The sequence below is a fragment of the Variovorax sp. YR216 genome (assembly GCF_900107745.1).
Classification (GTDB): Bacteria; Pseudomonadota; Gammaproteobacteria; order Burkholderiales; family Burkholderiaceae_C; genus Variovorax.
Window position 1 is genome coordinate 95675 of record NZ_FNRO01000011.1, and the last position, 16584, is coordinate 112258.

The 16584-nt window shown below is 68.2% G+C and carries 18 protein-coding genes and 1 pseudogene; 6 read left to right on the forward strand and 13 right to left on the reverse strand.

The features are described from left to right. Positions 1-19: 19 nt before the first annotated feature. Genes BLW05_RS23705 through BLW05_RS23715 form a run of 3 tightly spaced genes read right to left on the reverse strand, consistent with a single transcriptional unit; the run spans position 20 to position 1714 of the window. Positions 20-406, reverse strand: a complete 387-nt coding sequence (locus BLW05_RS23705; protein WP_371126965.1) for a c-type cytochrome — start codon at positions 404-406, stop codon at positions 20-22. Then, complete coding sequence (locus BLW05_RS23710; RefSeq protein WP_093166016.1) at positions 403-972, reverse strand: ferritin-like domain-containing protein; 570 nt, start codon at positions 970-972, stop codon at positions 403-405. Before BLW05_RS23710 ends, BLW05_RS23705 begins: the two co-directional genes overlap by 4 nt. A 28-nt stretch (positions 973-1000) precedes the next feature. Next, on the reverse strand, positions 1001-1714 hold the full coding sequence (locus BLW05_RS23715) for an RNA polymerase sigma factor (RefSeq protein WP_093166017.1): 714 nt from the start codon (positions 1712-1714) through the stop codon (positions 1001-1003). 135 nt (positions 1715-1849) lie between these two features. Here BLW05_RS23715 and BLW05_RS23720 point away from each other — a divergent pair, with 135 nt between their 5' ends. Then, entirely contained in the window at positions 1850-2350 is a 501-nt protein-coding gene (locus BLW05_RS23720; RefSeq protein WP_093166018.1) for a hypothetical protein, read from the forward strand. An 8-nt stretch (positions 2351-2358) separates the two neighbouring features. Here the strand turns inward: BLW05_RS23720 and BLW05_RS23725 are convergent, their stop codons facing one another. Both BLW05_RS23725 and tsaE read right to left on the reverse strand, forming a co-directional pair. Further along, positions 2359-3837: an N-acetylmuramoyl-L-alanine amidase gene (locus BLW05_RS23725; protein ID WP_093166019.1), complete on the reverse strand. Its 1479-nt coding sequence runs from the start codon at positions 3835-3837 to the stop codon at positions 2359-2361. Continuing rightward, entirely contained in the window at positions 3834-4328 is a 495-nt protein-coding gene (tsaE, locus tag BLW05_RS23730; RefSeq protein ID WP_093166020.1) for a tRNA (adenosine(37)-N6)-threonylcarbamoyltransferase complex ATPase subunit type 1 TsaE, read from the reverse strand. Before tsaE ends, BLW05_RS23725 begins: the two co-directional genes overlap by 4 nt. Between tsaE and queG the strand changes: the two genes are divergently transcribed. Beyond that, positions 4314-5384: a tRNA epoxyqueuosine(34) reductase QueG gene (gene queG, locus BLW05_RS23735; protein ID WP_093166021.1), complete on the forward strand. Its 1071-nt coding sequence runs from the start codon at positions 4314-4316 to the stop codon at positions 5382-5384. The two genes, tsaE and queG, sit on opposite strands and share 15 nt — an antisense overlap. Here queG and BLW05_RS23740 read toward each other — a convergent pair. Both BLW05_RS23740 and BLW05_RS23745 read right to left on the reverse strand, forming a co-directional pair. Next, entirely contained in the window at positions 5371-5838 is a 468-nt protein-coding gene (locus BLW05_RS23740) for a hypothetical protein (RefSeq protein ID WP_093166022.1), read from the reverse strand. The two genes, queG and BLW05_RS23740, sit on opposite strands and share 14 nt — an antisense overlap. A 2-nt stretch (positions 5839-5840) precedes the next feature. Continuing rightward, on the reverse strand, positions 5841-6761 hold the full coding sequence (locus BLW05_RS23745; protein ID WP_093166023.1) for an AEC family transporter: 921 nt from the start codon (positions 6759-6761) through the stop codon (positions 5841-5843). A 100-nt stretch (positions 6762-6861) separates the two neighbouring features. On the opposite strand from BLW05_RS23745, the gene BLW05_RS23750 reads away from it, so the two are divergent. Continuing rightward, a complete protein-coding gene (locus BLW05_RS23750) occupies positions 6862-7836 on the forward strand; it encodes a tripartite tricarboxylate transporter substrate binding protein BugE (RefSeq protein WP_093166024.1) in 975 nt (324 codons plus the stop codon). On the opposite strand, the gene BLW05_RS23755 is transcribed toward BLW05_RS23750, so the two are convergent. From BLW05_RS23755 to BLW05_RS23770, 4 genes are read right to left on the reverse strand one after another with little or no spacing between them, the layout of a single operon-like run. Beyond that, the gene (locus tag BLW05_RS23755; protein ID WP_093166025.1) at positions 7775-8416 is read right to left on the reverse strand and encodes a hypothetical protein; all 642 of its coding nucleotides are present in this window, start codon (positions 8414-8416) and stop codon (positions 7775-7777) included. The two genes, BLW05_RS23750 and BLW05_RS23755, sit on opposite strands and share 62 nt — an antisense overlap. Before the next feature lie 31 nt (positions 8417-8447). Further along, entirely contained in the window at positions 8448-9230 is a 783-nt protein-coding gene (locus tag BLW05_RS23760; protein WP_093166026.1) for a DUF899 domain-containing protein, read from the reverse strand. A gap of 28 nt (positions 9231-9258) precedes the next feature. Then, positions 9259-9933, reverse strand: a complete 675-nt coding sequence (locus tag BLW05_RS23765) for a Vgb family protein (RefSeq protein ID WP_093166027.1) — start codon at positions 9931-9933, stop codon at positions 9259-9261. Positions 9934-9978: 45 nt separating this feature from the next. Beyond that, the gene (locus BLW05_RS23770) at positions 9979-11199 is read right to left on the reverse strand and encodes a helix-turn-helix domain-containing protein (protein WP_093166028.1); all 1221 of its coding nucleotides are present in this window, start codon (positions 11197-11199) and stop codon (positions 9979-9981) included. A gap of 685 nt (positions 11200-11884) precedes the next feature. On the opposite strand from BLW05_RS23770, the gene xerD reads away from it, so the two are divergent. Together xerD and BLW05_RS23780 are read left to right on the forward strand one after the other, a co-directional pair. Further along, positions 11885-12787: a site-specific tyrosine recombinase XerD gene (gene xerD / locus BLW05_RS23775; protein WP_093166029.1), complete on the forward strand. Its 903-nt coding sequence runs from the start codon at positions 11885-11887 to the stop codon at positions 12785-12787. Positions 12788-12813: 26 nt separating this feature from the next. Further along, positions 12814-13788, forward strand: a complete 975-nt coding sequence (locus BLW05_RS23780; RefSeq protein WP_093166030.1) for a Bug family tripartite tricarboxylate transporter substrate binding protein — start codon at positions 12814-12816, stop codon at positions 13786-13788. Positions 13789-14120: 332 nt separating this feature from the next. Here the strand turns inward: BLW05_RS23780 and BLW05_RS23790 are convergent, their stop codons facing one another. Beyond that, complete coding sequence (locus tag BLW05_RS23790) at positions 14121-15545, reverse strand: zinc-binding dehydrogenase (protein WP_093166031.1); 1425 nt, start codon at positions 15543-15545, stop codon at positions 14121-14123. Positions 15546-15592: 47 nt separating this feature from the next. On the opposite strand from BLW05_RS23790, the pseudogene BLW05_RS36550 reads away from it, so the two are divergent. Further along, positions 15593-15706 (forward strand): annotated as a pseudogene (locus BLW05_RS36550) (hypothetical protein); the annotation flags it as partial. 73 nt (positions 15707-15779) lie between these two features. Here the strand turns inward: BLW05_RS36550 and BLW05_RS23800 are convergent. After that, positions 15780-16583 carry a ferritin-like domain-containing protein gene (locus BLW05_RS23800; protein ID WP_093166033.1) on the reverse strand — a complete coding sequence of 268 codons (804 nt, stop codon included), beginning with the start codon at positions 16581-16583 and terminating at the stop codon, positions 15780-15782. Position 16584 lies beyond the last annotated feature (1 nt).

Here is a 16584-nt window from a genome sequence, read left to right on the forward strand (position 1 = left end):
TCGATCATCGCACCAGCCCTCAGTGCCCGCAGGGCGGCCCATCGCCGGCTTGCCGCAGGAAGGCGATCAGGTCCGCGCGTTCGCCCGGGTCGTCGATGCCGGCGTAGGTCATCGTGGTGCCGGGTACGGTGGCGGGCGGATTCGAAAGAAATCGATCCAGCGACTTGTCGTTCCAGACGATGCGCGAGTTCTTCATCGCATCCGAATAGGGGTAGCCCGGGATGCTGCCCGCGTGCCGGCCGAACAGGCCGCAATGCCGCGGTCCGACGCGGTCGGTGGCGAGCGCATGGCAGGCCATGCACCGGACATAGAGTTGTTCGCCGCGCGCGACGTCCGGTGCTGCGAGCGCGGGCACGGTCGCGCCGGCGGTCAACGCGACCGCCGCCGCCAGCGAGTGGGCCTTCACGATACGAAGGCCGCAGGAACTGGCGACTCGCCCACCGCCTGGCGCAACACGGCCCAGTGCATCGCCTCGTCGCCGAGGATGCTGGCCGCCGCCTTCGAGAGCTCGCGCTCATGGAACAGCGGCACCGCGCCCAGATAGGCGCTGACCGCACCCTGTTCCAGCTTCGCCGCGAAGCGCAGCACGTCGGCCTGCGACTTCAGTTGCTCCATCGGGAAGTCGTACTTCGACTTGGCCATGACAGGCTTGCCACCCAGCTTGGTGATCGTTGCCGCGAGCACGTCCGCATGTTGCTTGTGATGGCCCTGGAAGGTCGTGGCCAGGTCGAGCACGGGCTTGTCGAGCAGCTGGCTTTCCGCGCCGACCTGATAGGCAGCGATGGCTTCGAACTCCGCGCCCAGCGCGGTGTTGAGGATGCGCACGTCATTGGCGCCGTCGCCGCCGGCCTTGGCCGCGAGAGCATGGTTGCCGGCGAGCAGCGCCACGGCCGTGCCGGAGAGCACGAGCCCGGTCTGGCCGAGAAAGAGACGTCGCGCGGAGGCGGTCGATGGCATCAGAAAGAACGACATGGTGGGCTCCCTTCAGGTGGTGGATGGGTCAGTCACGCGGAGGCTGCGCGTCCTCGGACAGGCGTGCGAGCACGCCGGCCACGATGCGATCGCAACGCGCGCCGGCGAACGAGAAGGCATCGCCCAGCGCGACGTCGATGTCACGCGACAGGTGCTCGCGCAGCATCCCGCGCGCACGCAGGAAGCGCGTGCGCACCGTGGCCTCGTTGAGCTGGAGCGCCTCGGCGGTTTCCGAAACGCTCATCTCCTCGACGGCGCGCAGCACGAACACGGTGCGATAGGCCTCGGGCAAGCGGTCGATCCGGTGCTCGATGAGGTTTCGGATTTCCTGCCGCATGGCGATGCGCTCCGGTTGCAGGTCGGGGTCGGCTTCTTCCCAGGACGCGCCGGTGTCGGCGGCCGCGTCGATCGCGGTGTCGAGCGGGATCACCTGGGCGCTGCGGCGACGCAGGCGCGCCAGGGCTTCGTTGATGACGATGCGTGCGAGCCAGGTCGACAGGCGGGCCTCCTCGCGGAAGCTGCCGATCGCGCGCCAGGCGCGCAGGTACGCTTCCTGCAAAGCCTCTTCCGCTTCGTCGTCGCTGCGCAGGATGCTGCGTGCGGTGCGGAACAGGAGCTGGTTGTGACGCCGCATGATGAGCGCGAAGGCCTGCGCGTCGCCGCCGGCGGCACGGGCCGCGAGCCCGGCATCGGAGTCCTGCGGCGAGGGCGGGCTGGAAGGAGTGGGTGCGATGTGTGACATGTGCTTCTCTTGCCCATTGGATGGTTCATCAAGGCGGCGCGTTTCAACTTTCGTGGAAGCCGCCATATACAGCCGGGGCGAGACCCGGCAACATGGTCGCCGCCGACCGGTGGCGGCTGCTTCAGAGGAGAACGGATGAACGGGGCTTGGCGCGCGATCCGCGCGATGGCGTTTCTGGCTTCGGCGCTGGCTTCTGCGCTCGGCGCGGGTGCGGCGTCCCCGGCCAAGCTCGAGCAGGAGGTTCAGCGCTTCGCCGTCGCATGCGCCAAGAACGAGGACTACCCCGATCTCTACGACTGCCGCTGCCTCACCGAAGGCTACCGGGAGGCGGTGAGGGAGACTGGCTCGACCTTCCGGCGCCGGGCGCTCGTGCGCGACTACAAGCTGCTGCAGCAATGCCCGGCCGCGAAGTCGAGCATCTATGCATGGTTCCGCCAGGACTGCATCTCGAACGCCGACAGGCGGCCCAACCATGGCGACTTCTGCAGTTGCAGCGCCGAGGCCTTCGCCACGGCCTTTCGCGCTTCGCCACCCACATCGAAGGGCGACATCGCCAAGCTCAAGAAGGAGTCGATGCGCTCTTGCGGCGCCCAGGACCCGCTGCCGCTGCGACACCCGCAGATCGATCTGAAGTAGCGCGCGAGCTAGAGCTGCCGGCTCCGTGCCAGGGGCGGGTTCTGGGCGAAGTAGCGCTGGATTCCGCGCATCAGCGCATCCGCAAGGTCTTCCTGGTAGGCCACGCTGCGCAGCTTGGCTTCTTCCTCGGGGTTGCTGATGAAGGCCGTCTCGACCAGCACGCTCGGGATGTCCGGCGCCTTGAGGACCGCGAACCCGGCCTGCTCGACCTGCCCCTTGTGCAGCCGCGCGCCGATGCCGCGGATTTCGCCGAGCATCGCGCCGCCGAGGCGGAGGCTGTCGTTGATCTGCGCCGTGGTGCTCATGTCGAGCAGGGCGCGCTGCACCTGCACTTCGTGGTTGCCCACGTTGACGCCGCCGACCTTGTCGGCCTGGTTTTCCTTGTTGGCGAGCCAGCGCGCCGCGCTGCTCGACGCGGCGCCCTGGCTCAGCGCGAACACGCTCGCGCCGCGCGCGTCCGGCGTGGTGAAGGCGTCGGCATGGATGCTCACGAACAGGTCGGCCTGCACGCGCCGCGCCTTCTGCACGCGCGTGCCGAGCGGCACGAAGAAGTCCGCGTCGCGCGTGAGGAAGGCGCGCATCGGATTGCCGTTGACGCTGCTCGCGTTGATGCGCTCGCGCAGTCGGTGCGCGATCTGCAGCACGATGTCCTTTTCGCGCGTGCCGTTCGAGCCGATCGCGCCCGGGTCCTCGCCGCCATGACCCGGGTCGAGCGCGACGATGATGATGCGGTCGGTCTGGTTCGGCGTGGCGCCGCCGCGCGCGGGCGAGGGCGAAGGCGTCGGCGCGCTTGCGACCGGCGGCACTTGCAGCGGCAGTCCACCGCCAGCCGGTGCGCGGCCTGCGGCGGCGGCGGATGCGGTGGAAGAGGGCTGCTGCGTTGCGCGCGCCGCTTGTGCCATCAGGTCACCGAGCGGATCGGTGGCTTCGGCACCGGCCTTGGGCGCGGCCGGTGCTTCTGCCATCTGCGGGGCATTGCGCGGCGCAGGCGCGGCGGCCTGTGCCTTGTTGGGCACTTCGCGCATGCGCTCGCTGATGAAGCTCTCGAGCGGATCGATCGGTTTCTGTGGATAGAGATCGAGCACCAGCCGGTCGCGATACGCCGCCACCGGCGCGAGCGAGAAGACTTGCGGCGCCACCGCCTGCTTCAGATCGAACACGATGCGCACCACGCTCGGCGCGAACTGCCCGACCCGCAGGCCGTTGATGTAGGGGTCGTCAGGCTTGATCTTGCCGACGAGTTCGCGCAGCGCGGGGTTCAGGTCGATGCCTTCGATGTCCACCGCGAGGCGGGGCGGATTGCCGACGACCAGCTGCTGCGAATTCAGTCGCCCGTCGGACTCGATGGTGACGCGCGTGTAGTCTTCCGCGGGCCAGACGCGAACGGCGACGATGCTCGCGCCGCGCGCGATCTCGTGAATGCCGAGCAGAAGGGCGAGGCTGCCGCCTTGCAGCAATGCGCGGCGTTTCAATCCTTCCGGGCTCATGCGGCGGCGAGCAACCGGCTGCCGCGCTCGGTATTGGCGCGAAGGGTCACGGTGCGGGTGTCGTCGGTCATTGCTTCGATTTTAATAGCAAGATCTGCAAGCGGGATGCGCCCTGCGGCGTTTTCAGGCCATTCGGCCACCTTGACGCCGGGCCCCGCGAAGATGTCGCGGAAACCCGCGTCTTCCCATTCGCGCGGGTCGCTGAATCGGTAGAAGTCGAAATGAAAGATTGCAAGTCCATCCGGCGCCTCGTGCGGTTCCACCACGGCATAAGTCGGGCTCTTGATGCGGCCCGTGATGCCGAGCGCTCGCAGCAAGTGGCGTACGAAAGTCGTCTTGCCCGCGCCGAGATCGCCCTGCAGTGAAATGAACGCATCACGCAGCGCTGGCGATGACGCGAGCGCGCGAGCCAATGCTTCCGTGTCGTCTTCCGTGCGCCAGACGCGCGTGGTGCTGTGCGTTTCTACAATCGGCAGGTGATCGGCAGCCATCAACTCGTGAATCGGATTCGGGCACTCGCCCAGGAACTCGAATTCTCCCAAATCGGGATCGCGGGTGTCGATCTGTCGAGTGCGGAGCCGGGCCTCGCGGAGTGGCTCGCGAAGGGCTTTCACGGCGACATGCACTACATGGCCGCGCATGGCATGCGGCGAGCGCGACCTGCCGAGCTGGTGCCGGGCACGGTGTCGGTGATCACCGCGCGCATGGACTACCTGCCGCGCGCCACGCCCGACGACTGGCAGACCGTGGAGTTCGCGCGATTGAAGCGGCCGGGCGAAGGCATCGTCTCGCTCTACGCGCGCGGCAGGGACTATCACAAGGTCCTGCGCGCTCGCCTCTCGAAGCTCGCGGAGCGCATCGCGCAGGAGGTCGGCCCCTTCGGCCATCGCGCCTTCACCGATTCCGCGCCGGTGCTCGAAGCCGAGCTCGCGTCGCGCAGCGGGCAGGGCTGGCGCGGCAAGCACACGCTGGTGCTGGACCGCGAGGCGGGCTCGATGTTCTTCCTCGGCGAGATCTACGTGGACATGGCGCTGCCGGCGAGCGAGCCGGTCAGCGCGCATTGCGGCAGCTGCAGTGCCTGTATCGATGTGTGCCCGACGGGGGCGATCATCGCGCCCCACCGCCTCGACGCGAGACGCTGCATCTCCTACCTCACCATCGAGCACGCGGGGCCGATCCCGGTCGACCTGCGGCCGTTGATGGCGAACCGCATCTACGGCTGCGACGACTGCCAGCTCATCTGTCCGTGGAACAAGTTCGCGAAGAAGAGCGCACTGCCCGACTTCGATGCGCGCGAGGGCCTCACCGGCCGGCAGCTCGGCGAACTGTTCGGGTGGAGCGAAGAGGCGTTCCTCCGCTACACGGAGGGCAGTCCGATCCGCCGCATCGGCCATGAACGGTGGCTGCGCAACGTGGCGGTCGCGCTCGGCAATGCGCTGCGTGCCGGCGACGACAGCGCCCGCGCCGCGTTGGAGATGCGCTTGTCGCACCCCAGCGCGCTGGTGCGCGAGCATGTCGAATGGGCGCTCGGCCTCAGTGCCGGATGATCGCGGAAATCTGCGCGGTGCCTGTCTCGAGCGAGCGCGTGGAGCTCAGGCGGATCGAGGCGTACTTCAGTGCCGGATTGCCCAGCAGCTTGCCGCTGTAGCGGCCGTTGAAGCGCACGTCCTGGCAGCCGCTGACATCGAGATCGATCGTCGCATTCACCGGCGACACGTAGTCGGCGCTGGAGCCGGCCATCAGGCAGGCCGCATCGGGAACGCTGCCCTGCACGGTACCGTCCTGCTCGATCCGCAGCGTGCCGGGGTAGACCATCGGTGGCCCCATCGCGCCGCCGTCCTGCTGCGCGAAGTAGAAGAGAAAAGGGCCGTTCCATGCGCCCTGGTAGCGCGTGTAGTCCTGCGCCGGCGCGGCGCCTGCGAGCGACGCGGCGGCGACAGCGACGAGGAAGTTGCGCATCAGCGCATCGTAGCCGCTGCCCGGGCTTTGCGGCAGCGGCAACGTCAGCGCGAGATCAGCGACAGCGCGAAGGGCAGGCTTGCCACGCCCAGCAGTGTCGAGAGCGTGACCAGTCCCGCGACGTAGGGCCCGTTGTAGCCCATGCGCGCCGCGAGCACATAGGCACTCGACGCGGTCGGCACGGCGGAGAAGGTCATCAGCACCGCCGCCTGTGCCGCATCGAGCCGCAGCGCGACCGCCAGGTTCCAGCCGATGAGCGGCAGCGCCAGATGACGGATCGCGAGCAGCGACAGCGCCAGCAGCTTGCCGCGCGCGAGCGACGCGAACTGCATGCCGGCGCCGGCGGCCATCAGCCCCAGCGCGAGCGATGACGCGCCGATGCGCGAGAGCGTGGGTTCGAGCCAGGTCGGCACGCCCAGGCCCAGCAGGTTGGCGATGAGCCCGGTCACGGTGGCGATGATGAGCGGATTGCGCGCGAGCTGCCGCGCGAAGCCGCTCTGCGCATGCCGCGCCATCGGCCATACCGCTGCGATGTTGAACATCGGCACGCACACGCCGATCAGCACGGCGATCATCAGCAGTCCTTCGGGGCCCGCCACGCGGCCCGCGAGCGCGAGGCAGATGAACGAATTGAAGCGAAAGGCGATCTGCGCGCTTGCGGCGTGCTCGCGCCGGTCGATGCGCCCCCCGATCACCGGCAGGAAGGGCAGGGCGTAGGCGAGCGCGATGCCCGAGAGCCCGACTCCGACGCCGGCGGTCAGCAGGTTCGAGGTCGCTCCGAAATCGAGCGGGCTGCGCACGATCGAATGGAAGAGCAGCACCGGGAAGAGGAAGTAGTAGACGAGGCTTTCGACCTGGTCCCACACGAGGCGGTTGAGTGCGGTGTAGCGGCACAGGAGCCAGCCGCAGGCGATGAGTGAGAAGTCCGGGAAGAGAAGCTGCGCATAGTTCACCCGGTCGAGGATAAACGGTGGTCTTCTTGTGGGTTATCCACGAGGTAGCGCGGGGAGCGAGCCGCTAGCATCCAGACTTCTCTCGTTTCTTCTTGGCTCAGGAGGCCATTCAATGAACCGTCGTCAATGGAATGCGTTCGCCGGCGCAGCCGCGCTGTTCGCGGTCGCAGGGTCCAGCTGGGCGCAGAACTACCCCAACAAGCCCATCGAACTCCAAGTGCCGTTCGCGCCGGGTGGCACCACCGACATCGTTGCCCGTGTAATTGCCGAACCGCTGACCAAGGCGCTGGGGCAGAGCGTGGTGGTGATCAATAAGGCGGGCGGCGGCGGCATCGTCGGCGCGGCCGAGACCGCGCGCGCCGCGCCGGACGGCTACAAGCTCGGCATCGCGACCGTGTCGAGCACCGCGGCCAACCCGGCGATCAATCCGAAGACGCCGTACGACCCGATCAACGACTTCACGCCGATCATCAATATCGCGGCAACGCCGAACATCATCGCGGTGCACCCGGGCTTCCCGGCGAAGAACTACGCCGAGTTCCTCGCGGTGCTCAAGAAGAACCCGGGCAAGTATTCGTACGCTTCGTCGGGCACGGGCGGCATCGGGCACCTGCTGATGGAGCTCTACAAGAGCCTGACCAACACCTACGTGACCCACATCCCCTACCGCGGCGCGGGCCCGGCGCTCAACGACGTGGTGGCAGGCCAGGTGGCGATCATGTTCGACAACATTCCCTCGGCACTGCCTTTCATCAAGAGTGGCCGGCTGGTGCCGATCGTGGTGGCTGCACCGCAGCGGCTCAAGGAGCTGCCTGACGTGCCGACCTTCAAGGAAGTCGGCCTGGAGCCGGTGAACCGCATGGCCTACTACGGCATCCTCGGCCCGAAGGGGCTGCCGAAGGAAGTGGTCGACAAGATCAATGCGGCCGTCAAGAAGTCGGTGGAGGATCCGGCGGTGCGCAAGCGCATCGAGGACACCGGTTCGCTCGTTGTCGCCAACACGCCCGAGCAGTTCGCAGCGCAGATCAAGGCCGAATACGAGGTCTACAAGGAAGTCGTGGCGAAGCAGAAGCTCCAGCTCGAGTAAGCCTTCCCACCAGGCGTCTGCCGCTGTCGAAGCCGTGGCAGACGCCGGTGGCGATCAACGCGGTCACCGCGAGCATCGCCGTCGTGTGTATGCCCACCACCGTGAGCGCGAGCGCCAGCGCGCCCGATGCGGTGGTTGCCTGTCCCGGTGCGCTCCCCATGCACAGTGGGACCAGCGCGGGCACCAGCATCAATCCCGCGCCGTGCGCGGTGGACATCATGAAGGACCAGAGCGCGAGGCCGGCATGCCCGACCGGGCCGTGGCCGTGGCCGTGCAATTGCGGGTCGGGATGGCGCGACTTGCGGCCCGACAGGTGCACCAGCAGGGCGATCACCAGCAGCCCCGCCGCCGTGGCCTGCAGCACTGCGCGGTCCATCGACACGCCGAGCGCCACCGCGGCCGCCACCAGCGCGATCGATGCCGCATGCCCGCCCGCGATCGGCGTCAGCGCCCGGAGCACCTGCGACCGGTCGCCCGAACGAAGGCCCCAGACCGCGGCGAACATCCAGCCGGTGGTGGGGTTGAGCCCGTGAAGGGCGCCGCTGCCCGCAACCACCAGCCATGGCCAGAGCTGCGCCATGACATCGGCCCCATCGAACCCCGCGTACCCGTCAGCCGTGCGAGCTGCAGCACGATCCGGCTGCCGCCGCGGCCTTCTTCGGCGCCGGTTCGTAGCGGTCGCGGTGACGCACCCAGCCCATGCCTGCATCGCCTTCGTCGCGGCCCCTGGGTGTGAGGTCCACCATGCTGTAGGCGCCCATCATCACTTCCACGCCGCGGCCATAGGTGGAGTAGGTGTGGAAAACCTCGCCCGCCTCGTCCTTGTAGAACACGCTGATGCCGGGCGCCTCCTCGTGCGGGAAGGCCTGCATTCCATAGTTGTAGTAGACCTCCCCGCGTTCCCGCTCCTCGGGAGTGAAGCTCACGCCGAAGTCGTGGTTGAAGGTGCTGCCGTTCGACGACACCCAGGCGAACTTCCAGCCCATGCGGCGCTGGAAGCGTTCGATCTCGGCGAGCGGTGCGCGCGAGATCGCGACCCAGGCGATGTCGCGGTGCTCAAGATGCACCGTCATGCCGTCGGTGTGGTCCGCCATGTAGGAGCAGCCCACGCAGCCCTGGTCCCATCCGGGGCCGAGCATGAAGTGCTGCACGATGAGCTGGTCGTGCCCGTCGAACAGGTCGGCCAGCGTGCGCGGCCCGTCCGGCGTGTCGAAGACATAGCGCTTCTCGACGCGCACCCACGGCAGCGCGCGGCGTTCGCGGGCGACCTGGTCGTGCAGGCGCGTGAGCTCCTTCTCGCGGGCGAGCAGCACCTTGCGCTCGGCGATCCAGCGGTCCCTGGACACGACGGCATGGTTGGCAGCGCCCGATTCAACGGCGGTCGATGGGGTCATGGTGTGCTCCTTCGTTCGATGGGGTTGTTCAGGCGGGCGTCTTCGGCCGCCGTACGGCGCGGACCTTGCCACTCGTTCCGCCGCCGCAGTAGAAGAGCCCGTCGCCATCGGACTCGAGCCCGCTGACACCGATGCCCTGCGGCATTTCGAGACGTTCGAGCACCGCGCCGCTGTCGGGGTCGATGCGGCGGAGCTCGCTTTCTTCGTCTTCCCAGGTGCCGTGCCAGAGCTCGCCATCGACCCAGGTCACGCCGGTGACGAAGCGGTTGGATTCGATGGTGCGCTTGATCTTGCCGGTCTCCGGATCGATCTGGTGGATCTTGCGGTCGCGGTACTGCCCGACCCACAGGCTGCCCTCGGCCCAGGCGAGGCCCGAGTCGTAGCCGTTGCCCGGCGCCGGAATCGATGCCAGCGTCTGGCCGGTGGCCGGATCGATCTTGTCGATGCGCGATTCGGCGATCTGGTAGAGGTGCTTGCCGTCGAAGGCGGTGCCGGCGTCGCAGGGATGGTCGAGTGTGCGCGTGGTGTCGCCGCTCTCGGGATCGAAGGCGACCAGCCGCGGGCCGGTGGCGGCCCACACGCGCTGGCCGTCATGGGTCACGCCGTGGATCCGGTCGGCGCCCCCGAAGGGGCCGTATTCCCGCACGATCTCTGCCGCACGCGCTGTCGGCGCGGTGCCGTCCTTGCTCGTCTTGCTGCTCATCAAGGGCTCCTGTTGGGCGCCTCAAGCGGCGCCGTTGGAAGCACTCTATTCAAACGGCAGCGAAGCGGGGAGTAACAAGATCGTCGTGAATCCCGCCAGCGGCGGCGCGAGCCAGCGCTGCGCCCGCGCACGGCCGATCGACCGCACGCGCCCCGTGGCCTCCAGCTCGACCAGCGCGCGCTGCACCGTGCGCTGGCTTGCCCCCAGCGCCAGTGCGAGGCCCGATGTGGACCAGGCCGCGCCGTCCGACAGCAGCGCAATCAGTGACGCCTGATCGCCGTCGATCGGCGGCGCGAGCAGCACGACTTCGCGCGCATGACGCGGCGCGAGCTTGAAGCCCTGCGCCGTCGCCTCGATGGCTGCCATCGGCTTGACGATTGCGCGCAGCCGACCGATCTCCACCCGCAGGCGCGCGCGGTGGGTTTCATCGGGCTGCCGCATGCGAAAGGCTGTCGCGATCAGGGCATCGCGATCGACATCGCCCGGCCAGGCTTCGGCCAATTCCCGGGCGAGGGCGAAGAGCACCGGGCGACGCGCGAGCGGCAGCCATGAGCCGATCGTGCGAATGCCATGGCGGCATGCATCCACGACCACTGCGCCGGAGGCCATGAGCGCGGCGACTTCGCCCAGGGTCAAGGCTTTCTCGCTGCCCGTGGAAAGGCGCCGCGCCGCAGGGCGGCCGAGCGCGTCGTGCGCCTCCGCCACCTCGGCCATGAGCGCCTGCACCCCACTGCGGCTTGCCGCCTCCTGCGCGCGGGCGAGCGCTTCATGCGCCGCGTCGATGCGCAGCGAGCGCAGCGCCAGCTCCGCCGCGGTCAGCTCGGCGATGGCGGCCGACAGCGGCGGCAGGCCGTGCGCATCGAGTTGTGCCAGCGCGGCCCCGGCCTCGTCGAGTCGGCCGAGCAGCAGCAGACGACGCGCGGCGATCAACCGCGCCTGCAAGGCATTCGCGCGATCGGCACGCGCTTCGAGCGTCGACGATGCCGCGGCCAGCGCGCGCGGCGAGCCGCCGAGATCGCGCATCGCGAGTGCGACTTCGGCCTCGGCGACGACGCAGCGTGCGCGCGCCAGATCCTCATGCGCACCGAAGCCGCGCACCGCGCGCCGCAGCAACTCGCGGGCGCGAGGGTGCTCGCCGAGTTGCGCCATGGCGATGCCGCGCAGCGCGAGCGCCGGCGGATCTTCGCGCAGGGCGACGCGCTTGAGCGCGCCGAGCGGATCACCGGCGGCGAGTGCGCGCGCGGACGCGGCGATCATGGAGTCCATGGCGTGGGGGGCGGAGTGAAGACATCGACTGCAAAGTAGCACCTCGCGCCAAACCATGCCGGTCTGAGTGCGCCAATGGGCACTTTTACGACACCCGCATCGACCCGGCGCCGGCGCTTCATCGTGGCCGGTACACGTTTTCGATCGTCATGCCCGATTGGCTTGGCGAACCAGCGAGTTGCCGCCAACCTCGGAAGTCATGGCGGCTTTGCGTCGGGTTGCGTGAGCCGGCGTCGCAACGCGGATCGGCGCCCCCGGGGTCGACGGCAGAGTAAGTTGCCGCTCGCCTTCATCTGTGGAAAAGACAGCGCCCCATGCACCAACATGGCCGGCTCCCATGCACCACGAAATGCAGCCGCCTGATGCCGCTTCCGAGGGAAAAGTGCTTTTGTGCAGTGCACCAAAATGCGAAAGTCAAGCGCTTGTTTTCCCCGCGGCCGGTGGATGACTCTGTGGACAACGTAGTGAGCATCTCATCGGAGCCGCATCCTGCTTGGCTTCCATTGCGATGCTCACGGAACGGGCAGTATTGAACTCGAGTGGCTGTCGACCCTCTCCATCACGATGATGAAGGCGGTGAGGATGGCCCGATCGACCCAGAGACGGCCGCCCGACAATTCGGCGCGCAGGGGCCGCGGACGACCCGCTCCCGCCGGCCCTTTGGTTTTTTGCTATCTTGCCCCGCATGACCGTGGTCACCGAATCCACTGAAATCGACGAATTCATCGACGCCCTCTGGCTGGAGGACGGGCTTTCCAGGAACACGCTGGCCGCCTACCGCCGCGATCTGGAGCTGTTTTCGAAGTGGCTCGCGGCCGAGCGAGCCAAGGCGCTCGACGGCGCGCAGGAGACCGATCTGCAGGCCTACATGGGCGTGCGCCTGTCCGATAAGGGCAAGGCCACCTCGGCCAACCGGCGGCTCACCGTGTTCAAGCGCTACTACCGGTGGGCGCTGCGCGAGCACCGCATCCCGGCCGACCCGAGCCTGCGGTTGATGCCGGCGCGCCAGATGCCGCGCGCGATCAAGACGCTGTCCGAAAAGCAGGTGGACGACCTGCTCGCCGCGCCGGACGTTGAAACGCCGCTCGGCCTGCGCGACCGCGCGATGCTGGAACTGATGTACGCGAGCGGCCTGCGCGTGAGCGAACTCGTCGCGCTCAAGATCTTCGAGATGAGCCTCAACGACGGCGTGCTGCGCGTGCTCGGCAAGGGCAGCAAGGAACGGCTGGTGCCTTTCGGCGGCGAGGCGCGGCGGTGGATCGAGCGCTACATGCACGAGTCGCGTCCCGCGATCCTCGACGGCCAGCAGACGCAGGACCTCTTCGTGACGAACCGCGGCGCGGGCATGACGCGCGCGATGTTCTGGGTCATCGTCAAGAAACAGGCGCAGGCGGCGGGCATTCACGTTCCGCTGTCGCCGCACACGCTGCGGCATGCGTTCGCGACACACCTGCTCAACCACGGCGCGGACCTGCGCGCGGTGCAACTGTTGCTGGGGCACGCGGACATTTCGACCACCACCATCTACACGCACGTCGCGCGGGAGCGGCTGAAGCAGTTGCATGCGCAGCACCATCCCCGCGGCTAGTCTTTGATCTTGCAGGAGTTGCATTCATGTCCTTGAACAAACGCCGACGCGCACTCGCGGCCGCGCTGGGTCTTTCATTCATTGCAGCGGCAGTGCACGCGCAGGCGGTGCCGAAGACCGTCCGGCTCATCGTGGCCTACCCGACGGGTGGCGTGAGCGATGTCATCGCCCGGTCGCTGGCCGACAAGCTTTCGGCGCAACTCGGCGTCACCTTCATCGTCGAGAACAAGGCCGGCGCGAGCGGCACCATTGGCATGGACGCGGTCGCCAAGGCCGCGCCCGATGGCGCGACGCTGGGCTTCTCGTCCATCAGCCCGCTGGTGCTCAACCCGCATCTCACCAAGTCGCCCTTCGATCCGATGAAGGACATCGCGCCGGTGGTGAGCGTGATGTATTCGCCGGTGCTGCTGCTCGCGACGCCGGCGACAGGAACGCGCGATTTCAAGTCGCTGGTCGACGATGCGCGCGCACGGCCTGGTGCGGTGCGCTGGGCCACTTCGGGGCAGGCTTCGCTTGGGCACATCGTGCTCGAACAGGTGCGCGCGGTGGCGAAGGTCGACATCACGCACATCCCGTACAAGGGAGGCGGCCAGCAGTTGACCGATGCGGTCGGCGGGCAGTTCGAAATTCTGTCGACCAATGCCGGGCCGTCGGTCGCGACGCAGATTCAGACGGGCAAGCTGCGCCCGCTGGCGGTCGCCGCACCGGCACGGCTCGAAAGCCTGCCGAAAGTCCCGACGCTGGCCGAGTTGGGCTACGCGGCGGCCAACCAGTCGTCGCTGTTCGGCGTGTTCGCGCCTGCGGGTACGTCGCCGATCCTGATCGAGAAGTACAACGTGGAAATCAACAAGGTGCTCGCGAGCCCTGATTTCCGCGCGCGATTGAAGGCGTCGGACAACGTGCCGACCGGTGGACGAGCGGAAGAGTTCGCGAACGAGATCGCGAGCGAGTTCGAGAGCAATGGGCGGATCGTGCGGGCGGCTGCGATCAAGCCTGAGTGATTGGCTCTCCCCCAGGCTCGCGCACTTCGTGTCGCTCTCCACCCCCTCGCCGGGGGCAACACCGGCGGCCCGGCCGAGCCGGTTCCGCGGTGTTTCTGGCACTCAGGGGGTGTTTGCGGGCCTTATGGTGATTCTGACGGATCGAAGTCCAGCTCCACCTTTGCGCCGTTGGGGTCGTGGCAGAACAACTGCCACGTCCCCGCGCCACCCTGCTGCCGCAGGTCGTACTTCGTTCCGCTGGCATCGAACCGCGCCTTCACCTTGCGCAACCCGCGCGCGGTGAGTGAAGTGGTTCATGCCGACGATCATTCCTTGTCTCCTTGCGGGTTCGGTCAGGGCACCAGCACCAGCGCGCCGATGGTGGCGCGCGATTCGAGTCGCGCATGCGCATCGGCGGCGGCATCGAGGCTGAAGCGTTCGATCAGGGGTGGGCGGATCGAGCCGTCGGCCAATGCATCCCACACGCGCTGCGAGCGCTGTGCAAGCTGTTCGTTCGTGGCGGTGTAGTCGAAGACCACGGGGCGCGAGAAGGTCAGCGAGTTCGCGACCAGCGCATCGGGCGGCAGAGGCGAGAGCGGGCCGCTGGCCTGCCCGAGGCTGATCCAGTGGCCGCGCCGCGCGAGGGCGGCGAGGTTCTCCTCGCGCGCGGCATCGCCGAGGCCGTCGATCACCACGTCCGCGCCGCCGCACGCGCGCTGCACCGCATCGGCAAAGCGATAGTCGCGCGTGACGATCACATGCTCGCAGCCGTGCTCGCGCGCGATGCGGGCCTTCTCTTCGCTCGACACGGTGCCGATCACGGTCGCGCCGAGCCTTCGTGCCCAACTGCAGACCAACAGGCCCACGCCACCGGCCGCCGCATGCACCAGCAGGCGCGTGCCGCGCTGCACATGGCCGAGATCGCGCAGCAGGTAGTCGGCGGTGATGCCCTTGAGCAGCAGCGCGGCGGCGGTTGCGTCTTCGATGGCCGCCGGCAGGCGCACCACCCAGTCGGCCGGCACGCAGCGCATGCCGCAATAGGCGCCGGGCACCGGGCCCAGGTAGGCGACGCGATCGCCGGGCAGCACACCGGTCACCTGCGGACCCACATCGAGCACGCTGCCGGCCGCTTCCATGCCCGGCACGCCGGGGGCTTCGCGCGACACCGGCATCAGCGACGGGATCCAGCCGCGCCGCAGGTAGACGTCGAGGAAGTTCACGCCGATCGCGCGCTGCTGGATGCGCACCTCGCCGGCACGTGGCGCGGGCACGTCGACAGTTTGCGGCCGCAACACTTCCGGGCCGCCGTAGCGTTCCACCGCGATCCGGCGCGCGGGCAAGGGAAGGGCGGTCGGCATCGGCGCGCTGCCGGGCGTGCGCAGGTCGCCGCCCTGGCGCAGATGGCGGCGCAGGTTCTCGAAGCCGGCCTCGTACACACCACGCGCCACCATCTCGCGCAGCTCGCGCTCCATGCCGGGCGGCGTCGCGAAGGTCGAAGTCCAGTGCCAGAAAGTGCGGTTGCCGTCGGTCACCGGCTTGAGCGTGACGGTCGAGACATAGCGCTGCAGCGGCACGGTCGCTTCGACGATGCAGTAGGTGCTCTTGTGCTCGGCGTCCGAAAGGGTCAGCAATTGCTCGCGGATGCGGTTGCCGTCGCGGAGCTGGAAGCTGCGCACGCAGCCCACCTGATCGCTGCGCTCCTGCGCCTCGATGCGGCTCTGCTCGACCACGTCGTGCCATTGGTCATGGCTGTTGAAGTCGCGCAGCACCGCCCACACGCGCTCGATCGGCGCGTCGATGATGGTCGAGCGGATGACGCGACGAGGTGACGGATTTCGCAGGCTACAGATCAGAGTTCTTGCGCCTGTTCGGGTTCGGGATCGATGGAATCGACTACGAGGCCGACGTTTGTACCGATGTGCGGATACCCAACGTCATTAGTATTTGGACGGATGAGCCATTCGACGAGTTGAAGAGGCTCTCCATCGCCGAGTTGTCCCCGAGTTCGGACTTCAGCCTTGCGCGAGAGCCTGAAGCTCTTCGTCGGTGAAGCCGGCCTGCGCGCGAGCTTCCATATTGAAGGGCGCCCTCAGGCGTGGAGCCTCATGCCGGCGGTAGAGCACCCGGTAGTGCGAGACCGGATCGAGCCCGTCGCGTTCGCACAGCCACCGATACCAGCGGTTGCCGATCGCGACATGGCCGACCTCATCGCGCAGGATGATGTCGAGGATCGCGCAGGCCGCGAGCGCGTCCGGCGTGTTGACGCGGCGCAGCTTGGCCTGGATCAGTGGTGTCGCGTCGAGCCCGCGCGCTTCGAGGGTGCGTGGCACCAGCGCCATGCGCGCGACGATGTCGTCCTTGGTCTTCTCGCACATGTTCCACAGGCCGTCGTGGCCGGTGAAGTCGCCGTAGCGGTGCCCCATGCCCTGCAGGTGTGCGTGGAGCAGTGCGAAGTGCTGGGCTTCCTCGTCGGCGATGCGCAGCCAGTCGCGGTAGAAGTCCTCCGGCATGCCGTCGAAGCGCCAGGCGGCGTCGAGCGCGAGATTGATCGCGTTGAACTCGATGTGGCAGATCGAATGGATGAGTGCCGCACGGCCTTCGGGTGTGAAGGGCGAGCGTTTCTCGACCGCCGTGGCCGACACGCGCAGCGGGCGCTCCGGCCGGCCGGGCACGCCGGCGTCGTCGCCGGGGGTGCGCACCGGTTGCAGCGAAAGGGGCGCTCCGTGCAGTTGCGCGAAGAGCGCACGGGCGGCGGCCACCTTCTGTTCGGGGTCTGTGAGGCGCAAGGCCGCGAGGGCGCCAAGGCGGGGGTGCATC